The 17,233-nt window shown below is 74.1% G+C and carries 20 protein-coding genes; 7 read left to right on the top strand and 13 right to left on the bottom strand.

All coding sequences use genetic code 11. From position 1 onward, the window contains the following. Positions 1-69 precede the first annotated feature (69 nt). Positions 70-357, bottom strand: a complete 288-nt coding sequence (locus AB0G11_RS13060) for an antibiotic biosynthesis monooxygenase (protein WP_357585803.1) — start codon at positions 355-357, stop codon at positions 70-72. Between the two features lie 45 nt (positions 358-402). Then, positions 403-1,614, bottom strand: coding sequence for an MFS transporter (locus AB0G11_RS13055; protein ID WP_357585801.1), 1,212 nt, complete (start codon positions 1,612-1,614; stop codon positions 403-405). 98 nt (positions 1,615-1,712) lie between these two features. Here AB0G11_RS13055 and AB0G11_RS13050 point away from each other — a divergent pair, with 98 nt between their 5' ends. Beyond that, on the top strand, positions 1,713-2,669 hold the full coding sequence (locus AB0G11_RS13050) for a helix-turn-helix domain-containing protein (protein WP_357585800.1): 957 nt from the start codon (positions 1,713-1,715) through the stop codon (positions 2,667-2,669). A 69-nt stretch (positions 2,670-2,738) separates the two neighbouring features. Beyond that, positions 2,739-3,449: a DJ-1/PfpI family protein gene (locus tag AB0G11_RS13045; protein WP_219510612.1), complete on the top strand. Its 711-nt coding sequence runs from the start codon at positions 2,739-2,741 to the stop codon at positions 3,447-3,449. Between the two features lie 9 nt (positions 3,450-3,458). Here AB0G11_RS13045 and AB0G11_RS13040 read toward each other — a convergent pair whose 3' ends face one another. Continuing rightward, positions 3,459-4,298, bottom strand: a complete 840-nt coding sequence (locus AB0G11_RS13040; protein WP_357585798.1) for an alpha/beta hydrolase — start codon at positions 4,296-4,298, stop codon at positions 3,459-3,461. A gap of 117 nt (positions 4,299-4,415) precedes the next feature. Between AB0G11_RS13040 and AB0G11_RS13035 the strand changes: the two genes are divergently transcribed. Next, on the top strand, positions 4,416-4,937 hold the full coding sequence (locus AB0G11_RS13035) for a GNAT family N-acetyltransferase (RefSeq protein ID WP_219510610.1): 522 nt from the start codon (positions 4,416-4,418) through the stop codon (positions 4,935-4,937). A gap of 28 nt (positions 4,938-4,965) precedes the next feature. Here AB0G11_RS13035 and AB0G11_RS13030 read toward each other — a convergent pair whose 3' ends face one another. Continuing rightward, positions 4,966-5,544: a TetR family transcriptional regulator gene (locus AB0G11_RS13030; RefSeq protein ID WP_219510609.1), complete on the bottom strand. Its 579-nt coding sequence runs from the start codon at positions 5,542-5,544 to the stop codon at positions 4,966-4,968. Positions 5,545-5,621: 77 nt separating this feature from the next. Here AB0G11_RS13030 and AB0G11_RS13025 point away from each other — a divergent pair, with 77 nt between their 5' ends. Further along, positions 5,622-6,554, top strand: a complete 933-nt coding sequence (locus AB0G11_RS13025) for a VOC family protein (RefSeq protein ID WP_357585796.1) — start codon at positions 5,622-5,624, stop codon at positions 6,552-6,554. A gap of 7 nt (positions 6,555-6,561) precedes the next feature. Here the strand turns inward: AB0G11_RS13025 and AB0G11_RS13020 are convergent, their stop codons facing one another. Next, positions 6,562-6,990: a MerR family transcriptional regulator gene (locus AB0G11_RS13020; protein ID WP_246646204.1), complete on the bottom strand. Its 429-nt coding sequence runs from the start codon at positions 6,988-6,990 to the stop codon at positions 6,562-6,564. Between the two features lie 82 nt (positions 6,991-7,072). On the opposite strand from AB0G11_RS13020, the gene AB0G11_RS13015 reads away from it, so the two are divergent. The 3 genes from AB0G11_RS13015 to AB0G11_RS13005 all read left to right on the top strand — a co-directional run bounded on the left by AB0G11_RS13015 (position 7,073) and on the right by AB0G11_RS13005 (position 8,186). Then, positions 7,073-7,468 carry a hypothetical protein gene (locus AB0G11_RS13015; protein ID WP_357585794.1) on the top strand — a complete coding sequence of 132 codons (396 nt, stop codon included), beginning with the start codon at positions 7,073-7,075 and terminating at the stop codon, positions 7,466-7,468. Between the two features lie 60 nt (positions 7,469-7,528). Beyond that, on the top strand, positions 7,529-7,657 hold the full coding sequence (locus tag AB0G11_RS13010) for a hypothetical protein (protein WP_357585792.1): 129 nt from the start codon (positions 7,529-7,531) through the stop codon (positions 7,655-7,657). 82 nt (positions 7,658-7,739) lie between these two features. After that, positions 7,740-8,186, top strand: coding sequence for a DUF6463 family protein (locus AB0G11_RS13005; RefSeq protein ID WP_357585790.1), 447 nt, complete (start codon positions 7,740-7,742; stop codon positions 8,184-8,186). Here the strand turns inward: AB0G11_RS13005 and AB0G11_RS13000 are convergent. The 8 genes from AB0G11_RS13000 to AB0G11_RS12965 form a co-directional block, all read right to left on the bottom strand. Beyond that, positions 8,152-9,339: an MFS transporter gene (locus AB0G11_RS13000; RefSeq protein ID WP_357585788.1), complete on the bottom strand. Its 1,188-nt coding sequence runs from the start codon at positions 9,337-9,339 to the stop codon at positions 8,152-8,154. The genes AB0G11_RS13005 and AB0G11_RS13000 overlap by 35 nt on opposite strands. Before the next feature lie 53 nt (positions 9,340-9,392). Then, complete coding sequence (locus AB0G11_RS12995) at positions 9,393-10,160, bottom strand: isocitrate lyase/phosphoenolpyruvate mutase family protein (RefSeq protein ID WP_357585786.1); 768 nt, start codon at positions 10,158-10,160, stop codon at positions 9,393-9,395. An 18-nt stretch (positions 10,161-10,178) separates the two neighbouring features. Beyond that, positions 10,179-11,576, bottom strand: a complete 1,398-nt coding sequence (locus AB0G11_RS12990) for a DHA2 family efflux MFS transporter permease subunit (RefSeq protein ID WP_357585784.1) — start codon at positions 11,574-11,576, stop codon at positions 10,179-10,181. Positions 11,577-11,628: 52 nt separating this feature from the next. Further along, positions 11,629-12,654, bottom strand: a complete 1,026-nt coding sequence (locus AB0G11_RS12985; protein ID WP_357585782.1) for a sigma-70 family RNA polymerase sigma factor — start codon at positions 12,652-12,654, stop codon at positions 11,629-11,631. A gap of 201 nt (positions 12,655-12,855) precedes the next feature. After that, positions 12,856-13,596 (bottom strand): SDR family oxidoreductase, encoded by a 741-nt coding sequence (locus AB0G11_RS12980; protein WP_357585780.1) that lies wholly within the window; start codon positions 13,594-13,596, stop codon positions 12,856-12,858. Between the two features lie 84 nt (positions 13,597-13,680). Continuing rightward, a complete protein-coding gene (locus tag AB0G11_RS12975) occupies positions 13,681-15,411 on the bottom strand; it encodes an FAD-binding protein (protein ID WP_357585778.1) in 1,731 nt (576 codons plus the stop codon). A 67-nt stretch (positions 15,412-15,478) separates the two neighbouring features. Then, positions 15,479-16,288, bottom strand: coding sequence for a glutamate ABC transporter substrate-binding protein (locus AB0G11_RS12970; RefSeq protein WP_357585776.1), 810 nt, complete (start codon positions 16,286-16,288; stop codon positions 15,479-15,481). A 53-nt stretch (positions 16,289-16,341) separates the two neighbouring features. Beyond that, the gene (locus AB0G11_RS12965; protein WP_357585774.1) at positions 16,342-17,154 is read right to left on the bottom strand and encodes a helix-turn-helix transcriptional regulator; all 813 of its coding nucleotides are present in this window, start codon (positions 17,152-17,154) and stop codon (positions 16,342-16,344) included. Between the last annotated feature and the right edge of the window lie 79 nt (positions 17,155-17,233).

Genomic DNA, 17,233 nt, shown 5'->3' with positions numbered 1-17,233 from the left:
CGAACGCCGGGCGCTCGCGGCGCAGCGCCCAGGTGAACAACGCGGCCAGGCCGCGATCAGATAGCGCGGCTACGCCACGGTGCCCTCCTCGGCGCTGACCAGCTCGGCGATGGTGGCGAAGAACGCCGCGACGCCCGGCAGGTTGGCGCCCTTGGCGCGGGAGGCGGCGTGGTCCTCGGGGGAGCGCCAGTCGACGACGTCCAGCCATTCGCCGCCGGGCAGGCGGATCAGGCGGGCGCCGAGGAAGCCGTCCCGGTCGGCGCGGAAGTCGGCCAGCATCGCGGGCCGCGCGGCCAGCATCTCCTCCTCCCGGTCGGGCGACACCTTGAAACGGGTGAGTTCGACGGTGATGCTCATGGGGGTGTCCTCCTGGATTCGACCGGTACGAAGAGGACCATATAGTCACTCTTTCTGATAGTCAAGATTGGTGACTATACAGGCGACCATGCCTGCGCCGACGAGCACCGCGGCCCCCGCCAGCGTGACCGGGTAGCCCACGGCGGCGGCCACCGTCAGCGTCACCGCCCCCACGCCGAACGCCACCACGGACCCCGCGCTCGACATGGCGCTGTAGTCCGCGCCCGCCGTCGCCGGGCGGGACAGCCGCATCGTCTCGGCCGAGACCACCGTGGCCGCCGCCGCGTAGGCCACCTTGAACAGCAGGATCGCGCCCCCGGTCAGCACCGGCCAGCCCGCCCCGCGAGCCACCGGCAGCAGCGCCACCACGCTCACCAGCAGGGCCGCACCCGACCCGGCCAGGCAGGCGCGCGTGCCGAACCGCGCGACCAGGCTTCCGGCCAGCAGCGCGCCCGCGATCGCCACCGTGTCGCCGAGCAGGCTCGTGACCAGGCCGATCGACGACAGCGACCAGCCCGCGTCCACCAGCATGGGGCTGACCAGGGCGTACGCGGCGAAGATCCCGGCCAGGAAGCACGGCTGCACGAGCAGCGTCCACCGCGCCCTGCGGCGGTCGGCGAACACGCCGAGCAGCGCCGCGTACCGTTCCCGCAGGCCGGGACCCCCGGCGGGCGGCGGCCCCTCGGCCAGCCGCAGGATCTGCACGGCCGGCAGCACGGTCAGCGCCGCCAGCGTGAGCAGCGCGCAGGCCCAGCCGAACTCGGCGTAGACGAGCAGGGAGACGCCGCCGCCGACCAGGCTGCCGACGTAGCCGCCGGCGACCTGGATGCCGTTCGCGATCCCGCGCTGCCCGGGGCGCAGCAGCCGGACCACCAGCGCGTCGACGGCGATGTCCTGGGTGGCCGAGAGCACCCCGGCGGCAGCGGCGGCGAACAGGACGAGGCCGAGGTCGTCGACCGGGTCGAGGGCGACCAGCATCAGCAGGGTCAAGGCCAGCGCCGGCTGGAGCACCAGCAGCCAGGACCGGTAGTGCCCCCGGCGGGCCGAGCCGAACCGGTCCACCAGCGGCGCCCACAGCATCCGCAGCGCGGTCAGCATCCACACGGCCTGCAGCAGCCCCAGCGCCTCCAGGCCGGCGCCGCGCTCGCGCAGGATCGAGGCGAGGGCGGTGCCGAAGAAGGCGGTGCCGAGGAACTGCGTGGTGTAGAGCGCCGCCAGCAGCGGGTATCCGGCCCGTGGTGTATCTGCCCCTGACATGCGGCACATTCTGGGCGCGCCACCGCCCGGCGATGGCGGCATATGTCCTCAATCCTGGGCGTTAGGTCCGGTAAAGGGACGCCGGGCAGAGGAGAAGCGTGAACCGCCGTGTCGTCATCGTCGGCTATCCCGACGTCGAACTGCTCGACGTGGCCTCGCCCGGCGACGCGTTCGCCTCGGCCAACCGGGCGGGCGCGCGGCCTCCGTACACGGTCGAGCTCGCCACCGTCGCGGCGGCCACCATCCGCAGCTCGTGCGGGATCACGCTGGTCGCGCAGCGGGAGCTGGAGCGGGTCACCGGCCCGGTCGACACGCTGATCGTCGCCGGCGGGCACGGGCACGTGGCCGCCCGCGAGGACCCGCGCCTGGTGGACGAGGTCCGCAGGATCGCGCGCGGCAGCAGGCGCGTCGTGTCGATCTGCACCGGCGTCTCGGTGCTCGCCGCCGCCGGGCTCCTCGACGGCAGGCGGGTGGCCACCCACTGGCGGCACGCCGCCGAGATCGCCGCGCGCTTCCCGGCCGTCACCTTCGACCCGGTGCCGCTGTACATCTCCGACGGCCGGCTGCACACCTCGGCCGGGGTGACCAGCGGGCTCGACCTCAGCCTCAGCCTCATCGCCGACGACCACGGCCCGACGCTGGCCAGGAAGGTCGCCCAGACACTGGTCACGTACCTGCACCGGCCCGGCGACCAGGCGCAGATCAGCATGTTCCTGTCCACCTCGCCGCCCGGCAGCCGGGTGGTGCGGGACCTGGTCGCGTACATCACCGGGAACCTGGACGCCGACCTGTCGGCGGCGGCGCTCGCCGCCCGCGCCGGGATCAGCGTGCGGCACCTGCGCAGGCTGTTCACCGGGCAGCTCGGCACCACGCCCGGCCGGTACGTGCGCGCGGCGCGCACCGAGGCGGTCGCGCACCTGCTGGCCTCCAGCGACCTGCCGCTGGACACGATCGCCCGGCGCTGCGGGTTCGGCTCGACCGAGACGCTGCGCGAGGCCTTCCGCGACCGGTACGGGACCAGCCCCGGGCGCGGGCGGCAGGCCGCCGGGCGCTGACGGGACGCGTATCGCGGAAATCCGGCCAGGGACGGCGACGGGCGGCGCGCCGGGGGTCAGGATGCGGGTATGGCTACCGAGAAGACGATCGCGTTCGTGCTCTACCCCGGCTGCACCATCCTCGACCTGGTGGGCCCGCTCCAGGTGCTCTCCACGCTCGCGGCGATCCGCCCGGAGTTCCGGGTGGTCGTGGTCGCCGAACGGCTGGACACCGTCGAGACCGACACCCCGCTCCAGGTACGCGCCGGGCACACGTTCGAGCAGGTGCCCGCGCCGGACGTGCTCGTGCTGCCCGGCGGCGAGGAGGCGACGATGCGCGCCACCGCCGACGAGACCCTGCTCGCCTACGTGCGCGCCGCCGCCGCGACCGCCAGGCCGGTGGTCTCGGTGTGCACCGGCTCGTTCATCCTCGGCGCGGCCGGGCTGCTCGACGGGCGGCGGGCCACCTCGCACTGGTCGATGGTGGACGCGCTGGCGGAGTTCGGCGCCGTGCCGACCCGCGAGCGGTGGGTGGCCGACGGGCCCGTGCTCACGGCCGCCGGCGTCTCGGCCGGCATCGACATGGCGCTGCACCTGGCCGGCGAGCTGGCCGGCCCGGAGACGGCGCGGGCCGTGCAGTTCGCCATCGAGTACGACCCGGAGCCGCCGCAGGGCACGCTGGACTGGGACCAGGCGCCCCGCGCGGCCTACTCCTTCGTCACCCGCAAGTGGGTGCGCGACGCGCTCGGCGAGACCCCGCTCGCCGACCGGCTGATCGCGCGCCTGGGCGACGGCGGCTGAGCCCCCGGCTCAGCCGATCCCGCCGACGATCTCGGCGACCCGGCCCGGCTGCGACAGGAACGGCGAGTGCGAGGCGTCGAGCCACACCGTGGCGGTCGGGTTGTCCGGGAACGCGGTGTCCGCCTCCGCCACGAACTTGTGCTGCAACGGCGGCCTGATCGTCATGTCGCGCGCGCAGCCGACGTACGTGCGCGGCACCGAGCCCCAGCCCTGCCGGGTCAGCGTCGTGGTGCCGAGCGCGATCCCGGCCGGGGCGTCGGGCGTCATCAGCGCGATCGCCGCGTCGGCGGCCTCCGGGTCGATGTCGCCGTAGAACGTCTCGCGGAGCTGCTGCCGGTAGGCGTCGTCGGAGGAGGCCACGTCCAGCCGCAGCGCCCCGACCGCCGCCGGGTCGGCCCGCACCGACGGCCCGATGAGCTCGCCCTCGTTCTCCGGCATCAGGGCGTAGTCGAACGCGGGCACCTCGGAGGCGGGCATGAACGCGGCCAGGTACACCGCGTGCGCCACCAGCTCGGGGGCCTGCTCGGCGGCCCTGGTGAGCACCGTGCCGCCCATGCTGTGCGCCACGACCGTCACCGGGCCGCCGCGCCCCAGCCGCTTGAGCTGCGCGACCAGGTGCTCGCCCGCCTCGTCCAGAGTCACCCCCGCCACCGGCGACGGCTCCGTCGCCAGATGGGCGGGGTCGAACGGGCGGCCGGTCACCGACCGGGGCCGCCGGGCGCGCAGCCCGTGCCCCGGCAGGTCGACCGCCAGGGCCGGCCGGCCCGTCTCGGCCACGCGGGCCAGGACCTCGCTCCAGCACCAGGTGCCGTGCCAGAAACCGTGAACGAACAGCAGCGGAGTGCGCATCGATGCTCCTCGGCGTCGGGAATGTGTGCCGCTAGGGGAGACGACCGCCCGTCTGCGTCTGTGACTCAGGCCAGGCGTGTCCTGGCTCACACCGGGCGGTGATGCTATGACGATCACATGACCGTCCGCCAGGCCACCCCCGCCGACGCCGAGGCGATCGCCGGCATCCACGTACGCTCCTGGCAGGCGGCCTACCGGGGCCTGATGCCGCAGGACCACCTGGACGGCCTGGACCCCGCCGCCCGCCTCCCGAGGTGGCGGCGCCTGCTGGGCGAGACCGCCTGGCCGAGGAGCGGGATCCTGGTGGCCGAGGACGACGGCGGCGTCACCGGCTTCACCGGCTTCGGGCCGGCCCGCGACCCGGATCAGGACCCGGCGTCCGTGGCCGAGATCACCACCCTCTACCTGGCGCCCGAGGCGTGGGGACGCGGGATCGGCGGCGCGCTCCTGGGCACGGCCGTGGACGCGCTGACCGGGGCCGGCTACGGGCTGGCCACCCTCTGGGTGCTCGACACCAACGCGCGTGCCAGGCGCTTCTACGAGGCGCTCGGCTGGCGCGGCGACGGGACGGTCAAGCCCGACGACCTGCGGGGCTTCCCGCTCACCGAGGTCCGCTACGCTCTCGCGCTGCGCACGTGAGCACGACGCCGCCGAGCGGGGCGTACGTCTACGCGGTGAGGCCGGACTCCAGGCGGGCCAGGGCGCGGTCGACCTCGGCGGGGGCGTCCATGCCGGCGTCGTGGGCCCACTCCAGCCAGATCAGCGCCACGACGCCGAACACCGCGCCGACGGCGTCGCGGACGCGCGGGTCGCCGGCGTCGCAGCCGGCCTTGGCGGCCACCAGGTCGCGGACCTCGCCGACCAGGCCGGGGCTCCTGCGCAGGTTGGCCACCAGCAGCTCGGGCACGGTGGCGGCGAACACCTCCCGCGCGTGCCCGGCGGCGAGCTCCTCGGCGGTCAGCTCGGCGAACGCCTCGCGGAACGCGCCGCGCAGCACGGTGAGCGGCGGGCCAGGCGGCTGCGCGGCCAGGGCCTCGACGAGCGGCGGGAACCGGTCGAGCGTGACCAGGTGCTCCTTCGTCGGGAAGTAGCGGAAGAAGGTCGCGGGCGAGATCTCGGCGGCGTCTGCGATCTGCTCGACGGTGGTGGCGCCGTAGCCGCGCTCGCGGAACAGCCGGAACGCCTCGCGCAGGATCGCCTCCCTGGTCTTGGCCTTCTTGCGCTCGCGGAGCCCGCCGTCAGTCATGCGTCCGACTTTACCGCGCCCCCAAATGATAGTTTTCTCTCAAACAAGAGTGAACTATCGGCATCTGGAGGCCCGACATGGGCGACGTCAACGGCCTGCACCACGTGGGGCACATCGTGCGCGACATGGACGAGGCGATGGAGCGCTACCGGCGGCTGGGCTTCACGGTGGCCGAGCCCGCCTACCCCGTCCTGCCGGGCATGGCCGAGCCGGTCGGCGTGGTCAACACCCACGTGTACTTCCCGGGCGGCTTCGTCGAGCTGGTGTCCGCCGGTCGCGTGCCCGCCGGGGCGCGACCGATCCCGCTGCGGGTGCCCGACGACAAGCTGCCGGGCCTGACGGCCGCCGTCCGCGCGACGGCCGCGAACATCGCCGCCTTCCTCCGGCGCTTCCAGGGCCTGCACATCGTGATCGCCGACACGCCGGACATCGACGCCGTCGCCGCGCGGGTGACGGCGGCCGGGGTCGGCCACGGCGGCGTGCACGCCGTCCAGCGGCCCGTCGAGACCGCCACGGGGACCCGGATGGAGCCCGCCCGCTACCTGGAGCTCTCCCACCCCGGCCTGCCCCCGGGCCGCGTGCCGGAAGGCCGGGTCGGCTTCGCCCAGAACGCGCCGGTCGACGACGAGCGGCACCCCGAGCACGCCAACGGCGCGACCGCCCTGACCGGGTGTCTCCTGCACGTCGCCGCCCCGGACCTGGCCGAGGTCCGCCGCCGCTACGCCACCTACTTCGGCCCCGCCACACAGGCCACCGCGCCGGACAGCGCGCAGGACAGCGCTCAGGCCGCCGCGCCGGACCGCGCGGGCGTCACCGTCACGTCGGCGCCGCAGTCCGGCGGGGCGCCGCCCGCCCTGCCGGGGTTCGCCGGCTTCACGGTGTCCGTACGCGACCTCGACGCCACCGTGCGGCACCTGGGCGGCAACGGCGTCGCGTTCACCCGGACCGGCAGGCAGGCGGCCGTGCCCGTCCTGGGCACGACGATCGTCTTCCGGCAGGAGGCCGGCTGACGCGCCCTCAGACCACGCAGCCGTCGTGGTGCGGATCCGGAAGCACGACCGCACTCTCCGCTATCCGCCGATAAGTCGGGCACTGGGTGAAGTCGTCGGCCGTGCACCGCATCAGGTGCTCGATCAGCGCCTTGGACGCCGAGATCTCCTGGAGCCGCCGTTCGAGCTCGGCGTGGTGCCGCTGGAGGAGGGCGTGGCGTTCCGCCTGGCCGGTGACGCCGAGGATTTCCCGGATCTGCTCCAGGCTCATGCCCGCCGCCTTCGCCCGGATGATCGTCATCACGTGGATCAGGTGGTCCTGGGTGTAGCGGCGCCGCCCGTTGACCCGGGCGGCGGGCGCGATCAGCCCCATCGCCTCCCAGTGCCGCAGGACGTGGGGAGCGAGGTCGAACCGCTCGGCCAGCTCCCCGATCTGCATCCACTCACTCGACTTCATGTTCACATTAACTTGCAGAGCCATGCCCGGAGTCAAGTGGCCAACTATGCAACCGATCGGTCGTTAATATAGTTTGAGCCGCATGACGAACGACGACAGGCGGGCGCCGCACTTCAGGTCCCGCTGGATCACCGGCCCGGCGAGCGGCAGCACCGGGCCGCTGGTGGCGGCCCTGACCGACTACCGGGCGCAGCGGCTGCTCGACCTGCCCGGCCTCGCCCGCCGCGCCCGGTCGCTGAGCCGCCTGTGGCCGGGCCTGACGGGCGCGGTCGGCATGTGGCTCTGGGCCGACGTGCCCAGCCGCCGTGTCGGCTCCCTGTCGGTGTGGCGCAGCGAGGAGGATCTCCGGGCATTCGTCCGGGTCCCGGAGCACGTGCGGATCATGCGCGACTACCGCCACCGGGGCACGCTGGACTCCCGCACCTGGCAGGTCGACACCCTCGACCGGGCCGCCCTGTGGCGGGTGATGACCGAGTGAGCCGCGCCCCGAACCCGGGGTGGCACAGTGGGCGGTGGGCGAGACGAACGGAGCGCCACGATGAGCCGCCACTTCCAGGTCACCTTCGACGCCCACGACCCGAAGGCGCTGTCGACCTCAAGAACCGCGTCCATCTGGACGTCCGCGCCGCTCCCGGGCTGGTGGGTGCGGAGCGGATGGCGGCGCTGAAGGCCACCCTCACCTCCACGGGGGAGCCGCCTCCTCTCACGGGGGGAGGCGGGCCGGGGGCGGCGCGGACACGATGGCTGCCATGAGCCTCACATCCGCGTCCCGCCCGTCCGCGCCCGCCCGGCTCACCGTGTGGGCCGGCCGGGCGATGATCCTGATCGCCGCCGCGCACACTCTGATGTTCGCCCCGCTCGCCCCCTGGTCGAGCTGGTTCGCCGGGGAGCTGCGCGACCGTTCCGCCGGGAGCGAGTCCCTGGTCACGTTCTGGGCGCTGCCCGGCGGCTTCGTCGTGGTGCTCGTGCTGCTGGGGCTCCTGGTGGCGCGGGCCGGGCGGCAGGGGCACACCGTGCCCGCGTACGTCGGCTGGGCCGTCCTGGCCTGGGGGGCGTTCGCCGTCGCGCTGCTCGGGCCGAGCGGCTTCCTGACGGCGGTCGTTCCCGCCGGGCTGCTGATAGCGGCCGACGTGATCGCCAGGCGGGCCTCCCGCCCCGGGCTCAGGAGGGCGGGAGCGGGCGGCGCATCGGCGTGAGCAGGCCCGACAGCGACACCAGCACGCAGCCCGCGCCGGCGACCACGGTCACGGTGGCGACGCCGTACTCCGCCGCGCCGAGCGTGAGGAGCGCGGCGCCGGCCGGGCCCAGCACGTAGTGGACCGTCCAGAAGGCTGCGGTGACCCGGCCCAGCAGGTGGCTGGGCGTCACCTCCTGGCGGAACGACTGCGAGCAGATCCCGGCCACGGCCGTGCCGAGCACGAACAGCGCCATCAGCACCGCCACCGCGGGCACGCCCGTGGCCAGCCCGACGCCGCCCATCGCCAGCCCGGACAGCGTGGTGGCGCTCACCCAGGTGTTGCCGAACCCGATCGCCTTGCGGATGCGGCCGATGAGCGGCGCGCCCACGATGGCGCCGACGGCCGCGCAGGCCAGGACCAGGCCGACGGCGTCGTCGTTCTGGCCGAGGTCGTGCTTGAGGTGGTAGATGAGCACGTCGTCCACGCCCGCCGTCAGGAAGATGAAGAACGTCAGCAGGATCGTCAGCGAGCGCATCACCGGGTGCCGCCACAGGAACCTGGCGCCTTCGAGCAGGCCGCCCCGGTCCGCCGGCGCCGCCGCCGCCGGGCGCAGCCGGATCAGCATGAGGCCGAGCGCGGACACCACGAACGTCACGGCGTCCACGCCGATCGCGACCACCGGCCCGAACGCCTGGGAGATCACCCCGACCAGGGCCGGGCCGCCGATGCCGCCCACCGCGTAGATGGCGTACAGGCGGCCGTTGGCCTGGGTGATCTGGTCGGGTTCGACCAGGCTGGGCACCACGGCCACGTAGGCGACCTGGAAGACCATGCCCAGCGCCGCCCCGAGCGGGACGATCACGTACAGGAGCCAGATCTGCGGGCCGGCCATCCACACGAGCGGGATGGCGGCGTAGAGGGCGGCGCGGGCCAGGTCGCAGCCGATCAGCAGGCGGCGGCGGTCCAGCCTGTCGACCAGGTGGCCGGCGAACACCCCCGTCACCAGTGAGGCCGCGCCGGACAGCCCGGTCAGCAGGCCCATCTGCACGACGGAGCCGGTCGCGTGCAGGACCAGCAGCGGGATGGCCACCGTCGAGAACGAGTCGCCGGCCACCGACAGCGCCTGGACCGCCAGGAAGATGTTGAAGTTGCGGTTGCGGAAGAGGTTCATCGGCTGCCGATCCTGCCGGATCACCGCCCCGCGCCCGCCGCCGGGGCCCCCGGTCAGCGGGCGAACGGGTTCCCGCCCGACGCGACCGCCGCGAACAGCGCGCTCCCGTACGTGTCGTACAGGTGCCGTTGCAGGGCCGGGCCGAACGTCACCCGCGCGACGCCGAGCCCGGCCAGCTCCGCCGGTGAAAGCGCGCCGCCCCCGTAGGCGACGTTCACCGGCCCGGGGATGCCCTTCGTCAGCGCCCGGATCACCTCGGGGTCGCCGGCGCCGATCGGGTAGACGCAGTCGGCCCCGGCCTCCAGGTAGCGGGCGGCCCGGTCGAGCGCGGCGGCGAGCTGCGCCTCCGGCGGCCCGGACCGGCGCAGGAACACGTCGATGCGCGCGTTGACGACCAGGTCCGCGCCGATCGACGCCGCCGCCTGGCGGACCGCGGCCAGGAAGCGGGCCTGCTCGGCGGCGTCGGCGAGCTCGCCGGTGGCGGGGTCGGAGTCCTCCAGGTTCAGCCCGGCCGCGCCGGTTGCGGCGAACCGCTCGGCCAGCTCGGCGGGGGCGAGCCCGTAGCCGCGCTCGAAGTCGACGGTCACCGGCGCGTCCACCGCCCGGACGATCCGCGCGGCGGCGGCCAGCACCTCGCCGACGGGGGCCGCCTCGCCGTCGTCGTAGCCGAGCACCGCGGCGGTGGCGGCGCTGCTGGTGGCCACGGCCGGGAACCCGGCCGCCACCGCCAGCCGGGCCGAGGCCGCGTCCCAGGCATTGGGCAGCACCAGCGGCGCGCCGGGCACGTGCAGCGCGCGGAGTGTCGAAGCGTCACGGTTCACGGGGTTCCTCCGGGGTCGTCATCGAACGGTCTCCGGCCTGGGCACGGAGGTCAGGGCGGTCCGCCCGCGCGGCATGCCGAGGGCGGTGAGCAGCCCGGCGAGGGCGAGCGCGGTGACCGCGCCCATCGCCGCCGCGAACCCGGTGCCGAACTCCGCGGGCGAGGCGTAGCCGCCGGTCGCGGCGAAGACCGCGACCGAGACGGCGACGCCGAGCACCCCGCCGAAGATCCGCAATGTCATGAACGCGCCGGACGCCTGGCCGATCTCGTGCGGCAGGACCGCGCCGACCGCCGCCTTCTGCGCGGCGGGCATGGCCATGGTCAGCCCGGCCCCGCTGGTGATCAGCGCGGGCAGCAGTTCGAGGTAGCCTGCGCCGGGCCCGGCGGCGAGGGCGATCCAGCCCATGCTCACGCTCTGCAGCAGCAGCCCGCCGGCCACGAACGTCCGCTCGCCCACCCTGTCGGCCAGCCGCCCGGCGATCGGCGCGCACACCATGAGCGTCGCCGTCCACGGCATGAGCCGCAGCCCCGCGCCGAGCGGCCCGTCGCCGTGCACGATCTGGAAGTACTGGGCGAGGAAGAACATCGTGCCGTAGAGCGAGGCGAAGACCAGGAAGTTGGCCGAGGCGGCGGTGGCGAACGCGCGCAGCCGGAAGAACCGCATGGGCAGCATCGGCGCCTCCGCACGCCGTTCCCAGGCCACGAAGGCGATCAGCAGCGCGACGCCGAGCAGCAGCGTGCCCAGCACCTCGGTGCTCCCCCAGCCCGCCGCGTTCCCGCGCACCAGCCCCCACACGACGCCGAGCGCGCCGAGCGTCACCAGCGCGACGCCGCCCAGGTCGAGCCGGTTGCGCGGGCCCGCGCTCTCCTCGACGCGGCGGACGGTGAGCGCGATCGCGGCCAGCCCGATCGGCAGGTTCAGCCAGAAGATCCACTGCCAGGCGAGCCCTTCGGCGACGACCCCGCCGACGAACGGCCCGCTGAACGTGGCCAGGCCGGTGAGGCCGAGGTACAGCCCCATCGCCCGGCCCCGCCGCTCCGGCGGGAACGCCACGGTGATCAGCGTGAGCGACAGCGGCAGCACCATCGCGCCGCCCGCCCCCTGGAGCGCCCGCGCCGCGATCAGCGTGCCGATGTCCGGCGACAGCGCGCACGCCGCCGAGGCCGCCGTGAACACGGCCAGCCCGGTGACGAACACCCGCCGCCGCCCGAACCGGTCCCCCAGCGCCGCCCCCGTCAGCAGCAGGACAGCGAACGTCAGGCTGTAGGCGTTGACGGTCCATTCGAGCGACTCGATCGAGGCCGCCAGATCCTGCCGGATCGTGCCCAGCGCGGTGGTCACGACCAGGCTGTCCAGGGCCATCATGAACGACGCCAGCGAGGCCAGGCCCAGCACCCATGCCTGTCCGGGCGTCATCCGCCCTCCGTCGACACGCACGTATCCCCCTATGTCGGTAAAAGTGTGGCCGTCAGTCGCGCAGCGACCGGGGCAGCCCGAAGGACGCCAGCAGCGCGTTGTCCAGGAAGCGCGTCACCACGGCGATCCGGTCGCCGGTCAGCGTCAGCACGAGCACGCCGTGCGCGTGCAGGATCGGCGTGCGCGGGTCGCGCTGGTAGCAGCCGAACGCCGGCTGCCCGTTGGCCCGCGTCGGGATCAACACGTACTCGCGGCCTCCGCACATCGCGACGGCGGCCAGGAAATGACGGATGACCTCCGGGCCCTGATACTCCAGCGGCAGCGGCGGCATGGTCAGCCACGCGTCGTCGGTCAGCAGCGCCACGACAGCGTCCACGTCGCCGGCCTGGAACGCCCGCGCGAACGCGTCGACCAGCCGCCGCTCGCGCGCCGAGCCGGGCAGCGGGGCGCTCTCCCGCCCGGGCAGCTCACCCGCGAGGGTCGTCCTGGCCCGCTTCAGCGCCATCGCGACGGCGTTCTCGGTGGCGCCGATCATGCCCGCCACCTCGCCGGCCCGGAAGCCCAGCACGTCGCGCAGCACGAGCACGGCCCGCTGTCTGGGCGGCAGCCGTTGCAGCGCCGCGAGGAACGCCAGCGACACCGACTCGCGCAGCTCGTAGCGGGCCTCCGGGCCGGGCATCCGGTCGGCGAGCTCGTCGAGCAGCGCGTCAGGGTAGGGCTCCAGCCAGCTCGGCTCGTCCCGGCGGTGCGACGGCTCGGGCAACGTGACCTCCACGCGGTAGGCCCGCCGGTCCTGCGGACGCCGCGATCCGGCCCGCAGGGCGTTGAGGCAGCGGTTGGTCGCAATGCGGTAGAGCCAGGTGCGCACCGAGGCGCGCTGCTCGTAGCCGTCCATCCCGCGCCAGGCCGCCAGCAGCGTCTCCTGGACCAGGTCCTCGGCGTCCTGCACCGAGCCCAGGATGCGGTAGCAGTGCACCTGGAGCTCGCGCCGGTACGGCTCGACGAGCTCGCGGAACGCCTCGCCGTCGCCGCCGCGCGCCAGCGCCAGCAGCTCGGCCGCCGACGGACTCCCTCGCATGGTGGCTCCTTCTCTCCGGCGGCGCCCGCCGAACTGCCCGGTGACGCCTGACGAAGGGATGGACACCGCCGGAGCCGGAAAGTGGTCGGCCGCCGGGCGGACGTCAGCGCGGGGTGAGCATGGGCACGAGGAAACGCCTGGCCACGGCCGCGAGCCGGTCGCCGTCGAGGGACCGGCCGGCCGGCGCCCGCGCGGGCGCGTTCACCTGCCGGGCCAGTCGCCGTAGCGGACGGCGCCGAGGGTGGCGCCGTCGTCCGGCACCAGCGACCGCTCCCCCAGCTCGGCGCCGAAGTAGTGCGCGTGCGGGTCGGTGACGACCTCGCGCGGGTCGTCCCAGGAGGCCAGCGCGTCGCGGAAGAACGCGTCCATCCGGTACCGCTCGGGCCCGGCGATCTCGACCCGGCCGTTCAGCGGCGCGCCGGCCGCGACGCGGGCGAGGATCCGCGCGACGTCGTCGCCGGCGATCGGCTGGAAGAGCACGGGCGCCATCCGCACCTTGCCGCCGTCGGCGGCGTCGTCGGCGATCCTGCGGACGAACTCGTAGAACTGGGTGGCGTGCACGAGCGAGTACGGGACCGCCCCCTCCTCGATGAGCCGCTCCTGGGCGATCTTCGCCCGGAAGTACGGGTTGCCGGGCGGCCGGCCGGTGCCCACGACCGACAGCGCGACATGGTGACCGACTCCGGCCTCGGCCTCGGCGGCGAGCAGGGTGCGGGTGGACGTCTCGAAGAACTCCCGTACGGCGTCCTCCTCGAACGACGGGGAGTTGGACACGTCGACGACCACCGACGCGCCCGCCAGCGCCTCGGCGACCCCTTCGCCGGTGAGGGTGTTCACGCCGGTGCCCGGCGACGCCGCCACCACCTCGTGGCCCTGCTCGGCCAGCATCGTGACCAGCTTCGACCCGATGAGGCCGGTTCCGCCCACTACGACGATCTTCATGGTGTTCCCTTCCCTGCCGCCCTGCCGACTCTTCGGCCCCGGCCTGCATCTACCCATCGAACGGCGGGAGCGGAACCCGGGCGGCTACTCGACGAGCTTGCCGTCGGTGGAGACCTCGCGCATGAGCGCCGCGATCCCGGCGGGGATCGGCGGGATCGGCTCCCGCTCGATCGAGCCGGGCCCGGACCACACGAGGTTGACCTGGAGGGCGGGGTCCAGCCCGGGGTGGTCGGAGCGGTTGTGGCAGCCCCGGGTCTCGCGCCGCTCCAGCGCGGCCTCCATCGTGGCGCGGGCGGCGAGCGCCGCGGACTTCAGGTCGAAGGCGTGCGCCAGGTCCTGGAACCCGGCGATGTCCGGGTGCACGCCGACGTCCTCGATGCGCGCCTCGACGGCGGCGAGTGCGTCGAGCCCCTTGAGCAGCCCGGCCTCGTCACGCACGACGCCGGCGTGCTCGGTCATGATGTCGCGCAGCTCGCGTTGCAGCGCGCGGACGTTCTCCGGGCCGTCGGCGGCGAGCAGCCCGTCGGCCTCGGCCCGCGCCTCGCCGACCGCGTCGGCCGAGCGGCGCTGGGCGTCGAGGGCGGCAGAATACTCGGCCGCCGCCTGCCCGACGATGCGGCCGAAGACGAGCAGCTCGATGAGGGAGTTGCCGCCGAGGCGGTTGGCCCCGTGCAGGCCGCTGGCCGCCTCGCCGATCGCGTACAGGCCGTCCACGCCGGTGCCGTGGTCCTCGGGCCGCACCCAGACGCCGCCCATGGAGTAGTGCGCGGTCGGCGCGATCTCGATCGGCTGCTTGGTGATGTCGAGCATCTGCAGCTCCATCAGCGTCTGGTAGACGCGCGGCAGCTTCGTCATGATCGTCTGCCGGGGCAGGTGCGACACGTCGAGCCAGACGCCGCCGTCCGGCGTGCCGCGCCCCTGCTTGATCTCGGTGTAGGCGGCGAGGGCGACGCGGTCGCGGGTCGACAGCTCCATCCGCTCGGCGTCGTAGCGGGCCATGAACCGCTCGCCGAGCCCGTTGCGCAGCATCCCGCCCTCGCCGCGCGCCGCCTCCGACACCAGCGTGCCGGCCGCGTTCTCCGGGTGGAGGAGCCCGGACGGGTGGAACTGCACCAGCTCGGGATCGCGGATGCGGCCCCCGGCGAGCACGGCGAGGCGGAAGGAGTCGCCGGTGTTCTCGTCGCGCCTGGAGGAGGTGCGCCGCCAGATCCGGGTGTGGCCGCCGGCCGCCAGGATCACCGCGTCGGCGTGGATGACGTAGCGGCTGCCGTCGGTCAGGTCGAACCCGTACGCGCCGAAGACCGCGTTGTCGCGGACCAGGATGCGGGTCACGTACACGGTGTCGAGGACGGGCACGTCGAGGCGGGCCGCGCGGTCGATCAGCGTGCGCTGGATCTCCAGGCCGGTGTAGTCGCCGGCGTAGGCGGTGCGGCGGTAGGTGTGGGCGCCGAAGAAGCGCTGGGAGATGCGGCCGTCGGCCTCGCGGGCGAACGGCATGCCGTAACGCTGCAGGTCCTCGATGCCCCGGGCGGCGCCTTCCGTGACGATGCGCACGGTCTCGGGGTTGGCGAGCAGGTAGCTCTCCTTGAGGGTGTCGGCGGCGTGCTGCTCCCAGGTGTCGTCAGGGTCCATCGTGGCGAGCGCCGCGTTGATGCCCCCGGCCGCGAGCGAGGTGTGCGCGTCCGCCTTGGGCCGCTTGCCGACGGCCAGGACGCCGACCCCGCGTTCGGCGAGCTCGATGGCGGCCCGCAGGCCGGCCCCGCCCGTGCCGATGACCAGGACCGAGGTGGCGATCCGCTTCTCTGGCGCGTACATGGCTGTTCCCTTCCGCCCGACACCGTTCCAGACATACGACTGAATAGCGGGGCGTTTTGTGACAGGGTCAGTCCACGCAGCCCTCGAACTCCGGCACGTACGGCGTCAGCCGCAGCCCGCTGCCGCCGAACCACTTCTCCAGCAGCCGGGCCGCCGTGCCGTCCTGGTACATGTCCGTGATCGCGCGGTTGACCTGCTCGCACGCCGCCACGTCCCCGAGCGGCAGGGCGATGCCGTACCTCTCGTCGGTGAAGGGCGCGTTCACGATCGCGAACGCGCCGCGCTCGCGGGCGGCGAACCCGGCGAGGATCAGGTCGCCGGTGGAGACCGCCTCCACGGCCCCCGCCCTGAGCAGGTCGACGCACTCGCCGTAGGTCCTGGCCGGGACCAGCTCGGCGGCGATCCGGCGGCCGTCCACGATGCGCGAGGTGGAGATCGAGCCCTGCGCCTCGCACAACCTGCGCCCTTCGAGGTCGCGCACGCCGCGGATCCGCCGGTAGCCGGCCCGGACCAGGATGTCCTGGTGGGAGACGTAGTACGGCCCGGCGAACGTCACCTGGGCCTTACGTTCGGGGCTGATGGAGTAGGTGGCCACCACCATGTCGGCCACGCCGTCGCGCAGCTTGGCCTCGCGGCCCTCCGAGGTGGTCTCGACGAAGGAGACCTTCTTGCCCAGCCGGGCGGCCACGTAGGCGGCCACGTCGACGTCGAAGCCCTCGAACGCGCCGCCCGGGGTGCGCACGGCCAGGCCGGGCTGGTCCGACTTCACGGCGACGACCAGCTCGTCCTTGTCCAGGATCGACGGGGCGCCGTCGAGGCCGGTGGCGCATCCGCACAACAGCGCTGCCGCGGCCAGGGCCGGGGCCATCTTCCGCATGAGCGCTCAGCGTAGGCAGCGCCCGTGACGTGCCGGTGAACGCCGGATGGCCGTCACGTCGCGGCGTAGCGGCCCGGGGTGCAGCCGTACTCCTTGGTGAAGGCGCTGATGAACGCCGACGGGCTGGAGTAGCCGACCCGCCGCGCCACCTCGGCCACCGGCTGCGTCTCCAGCAGCACCCGCGACGTGCTGAGCCGCAGCTTGGTGCGCACCCGCGAGTACGGCATGCCGAACTCGCGCTCGAAGTCGCGCTGCAACGTCTTGACGCTGACATGCAGCCGTTCGGCCCACTCCTCCAGGCGGGCGGCGTCGCCCGGGTCGTGCGAGAGCGCCCGCGCCACCGTCATCGCGAAACCGGTGCCGGTGGCGTGGTGGCCGACGAACTCGGCGGTGCTCGTGCCCAGCCCGGCCATGATGACGTCGCGGGCGGCCAGCCCCTCGGCCTCGTCGAGGCCGGGCCTGGCGATGGCCTCGATGAGCCGGGCGGCCTCCCGCCCGACGGAGACGGCCCCCGCGCGCAGCCCGGCGAGCGCCGGGGGCACCTCGCGCAGGCAGATCCGGTAGACGGTCTGCCGGTCGGCCGCGCGCACCTCGTGGGTGACGGCCCGGTGCGCCCAGAACGCCTCCCGGTGGCCGACGAACTGGGTGCGCGCGCCGTGCCTGGTGGCCAGCATGCCGTCGGGCGACCAGTAGAGCTGGTGCAGGAAGTCCTGGCGGCTCTCGGCGAACTCCAGCACGGCCGCCGAGCGGTACTTGAGCACGAGGACGCCGTCGAGGCGGCCGAGCCCGTAGCCGAACTCGTCGCAGCGCAGCGGGTCGGTCCCGACAGGGTCGGTGACCGTCACGGAGTGGCGTCCCAGCGACATCGGATGGCCTCCCAGCGACATCAGAAGCAACTTTGGTAAGGGTAACCTAACTAGGTCTCATCCCTGGTGAAGGACCCCT

The organism is Nonomuraea sp. NPDC023979, from assembly GCF_040639085.1.
Taxonomy (GTDB): domain Bacteria; phylum Actinomycetota; class Actinomycetes; order Streptosporangiales; family Streptosporangiaceae; genus Nonomuraea; species Nonomuraea ceibae.
This window is presented reverse-complemented; position numbering and strand designations above follow the sequence as displayed.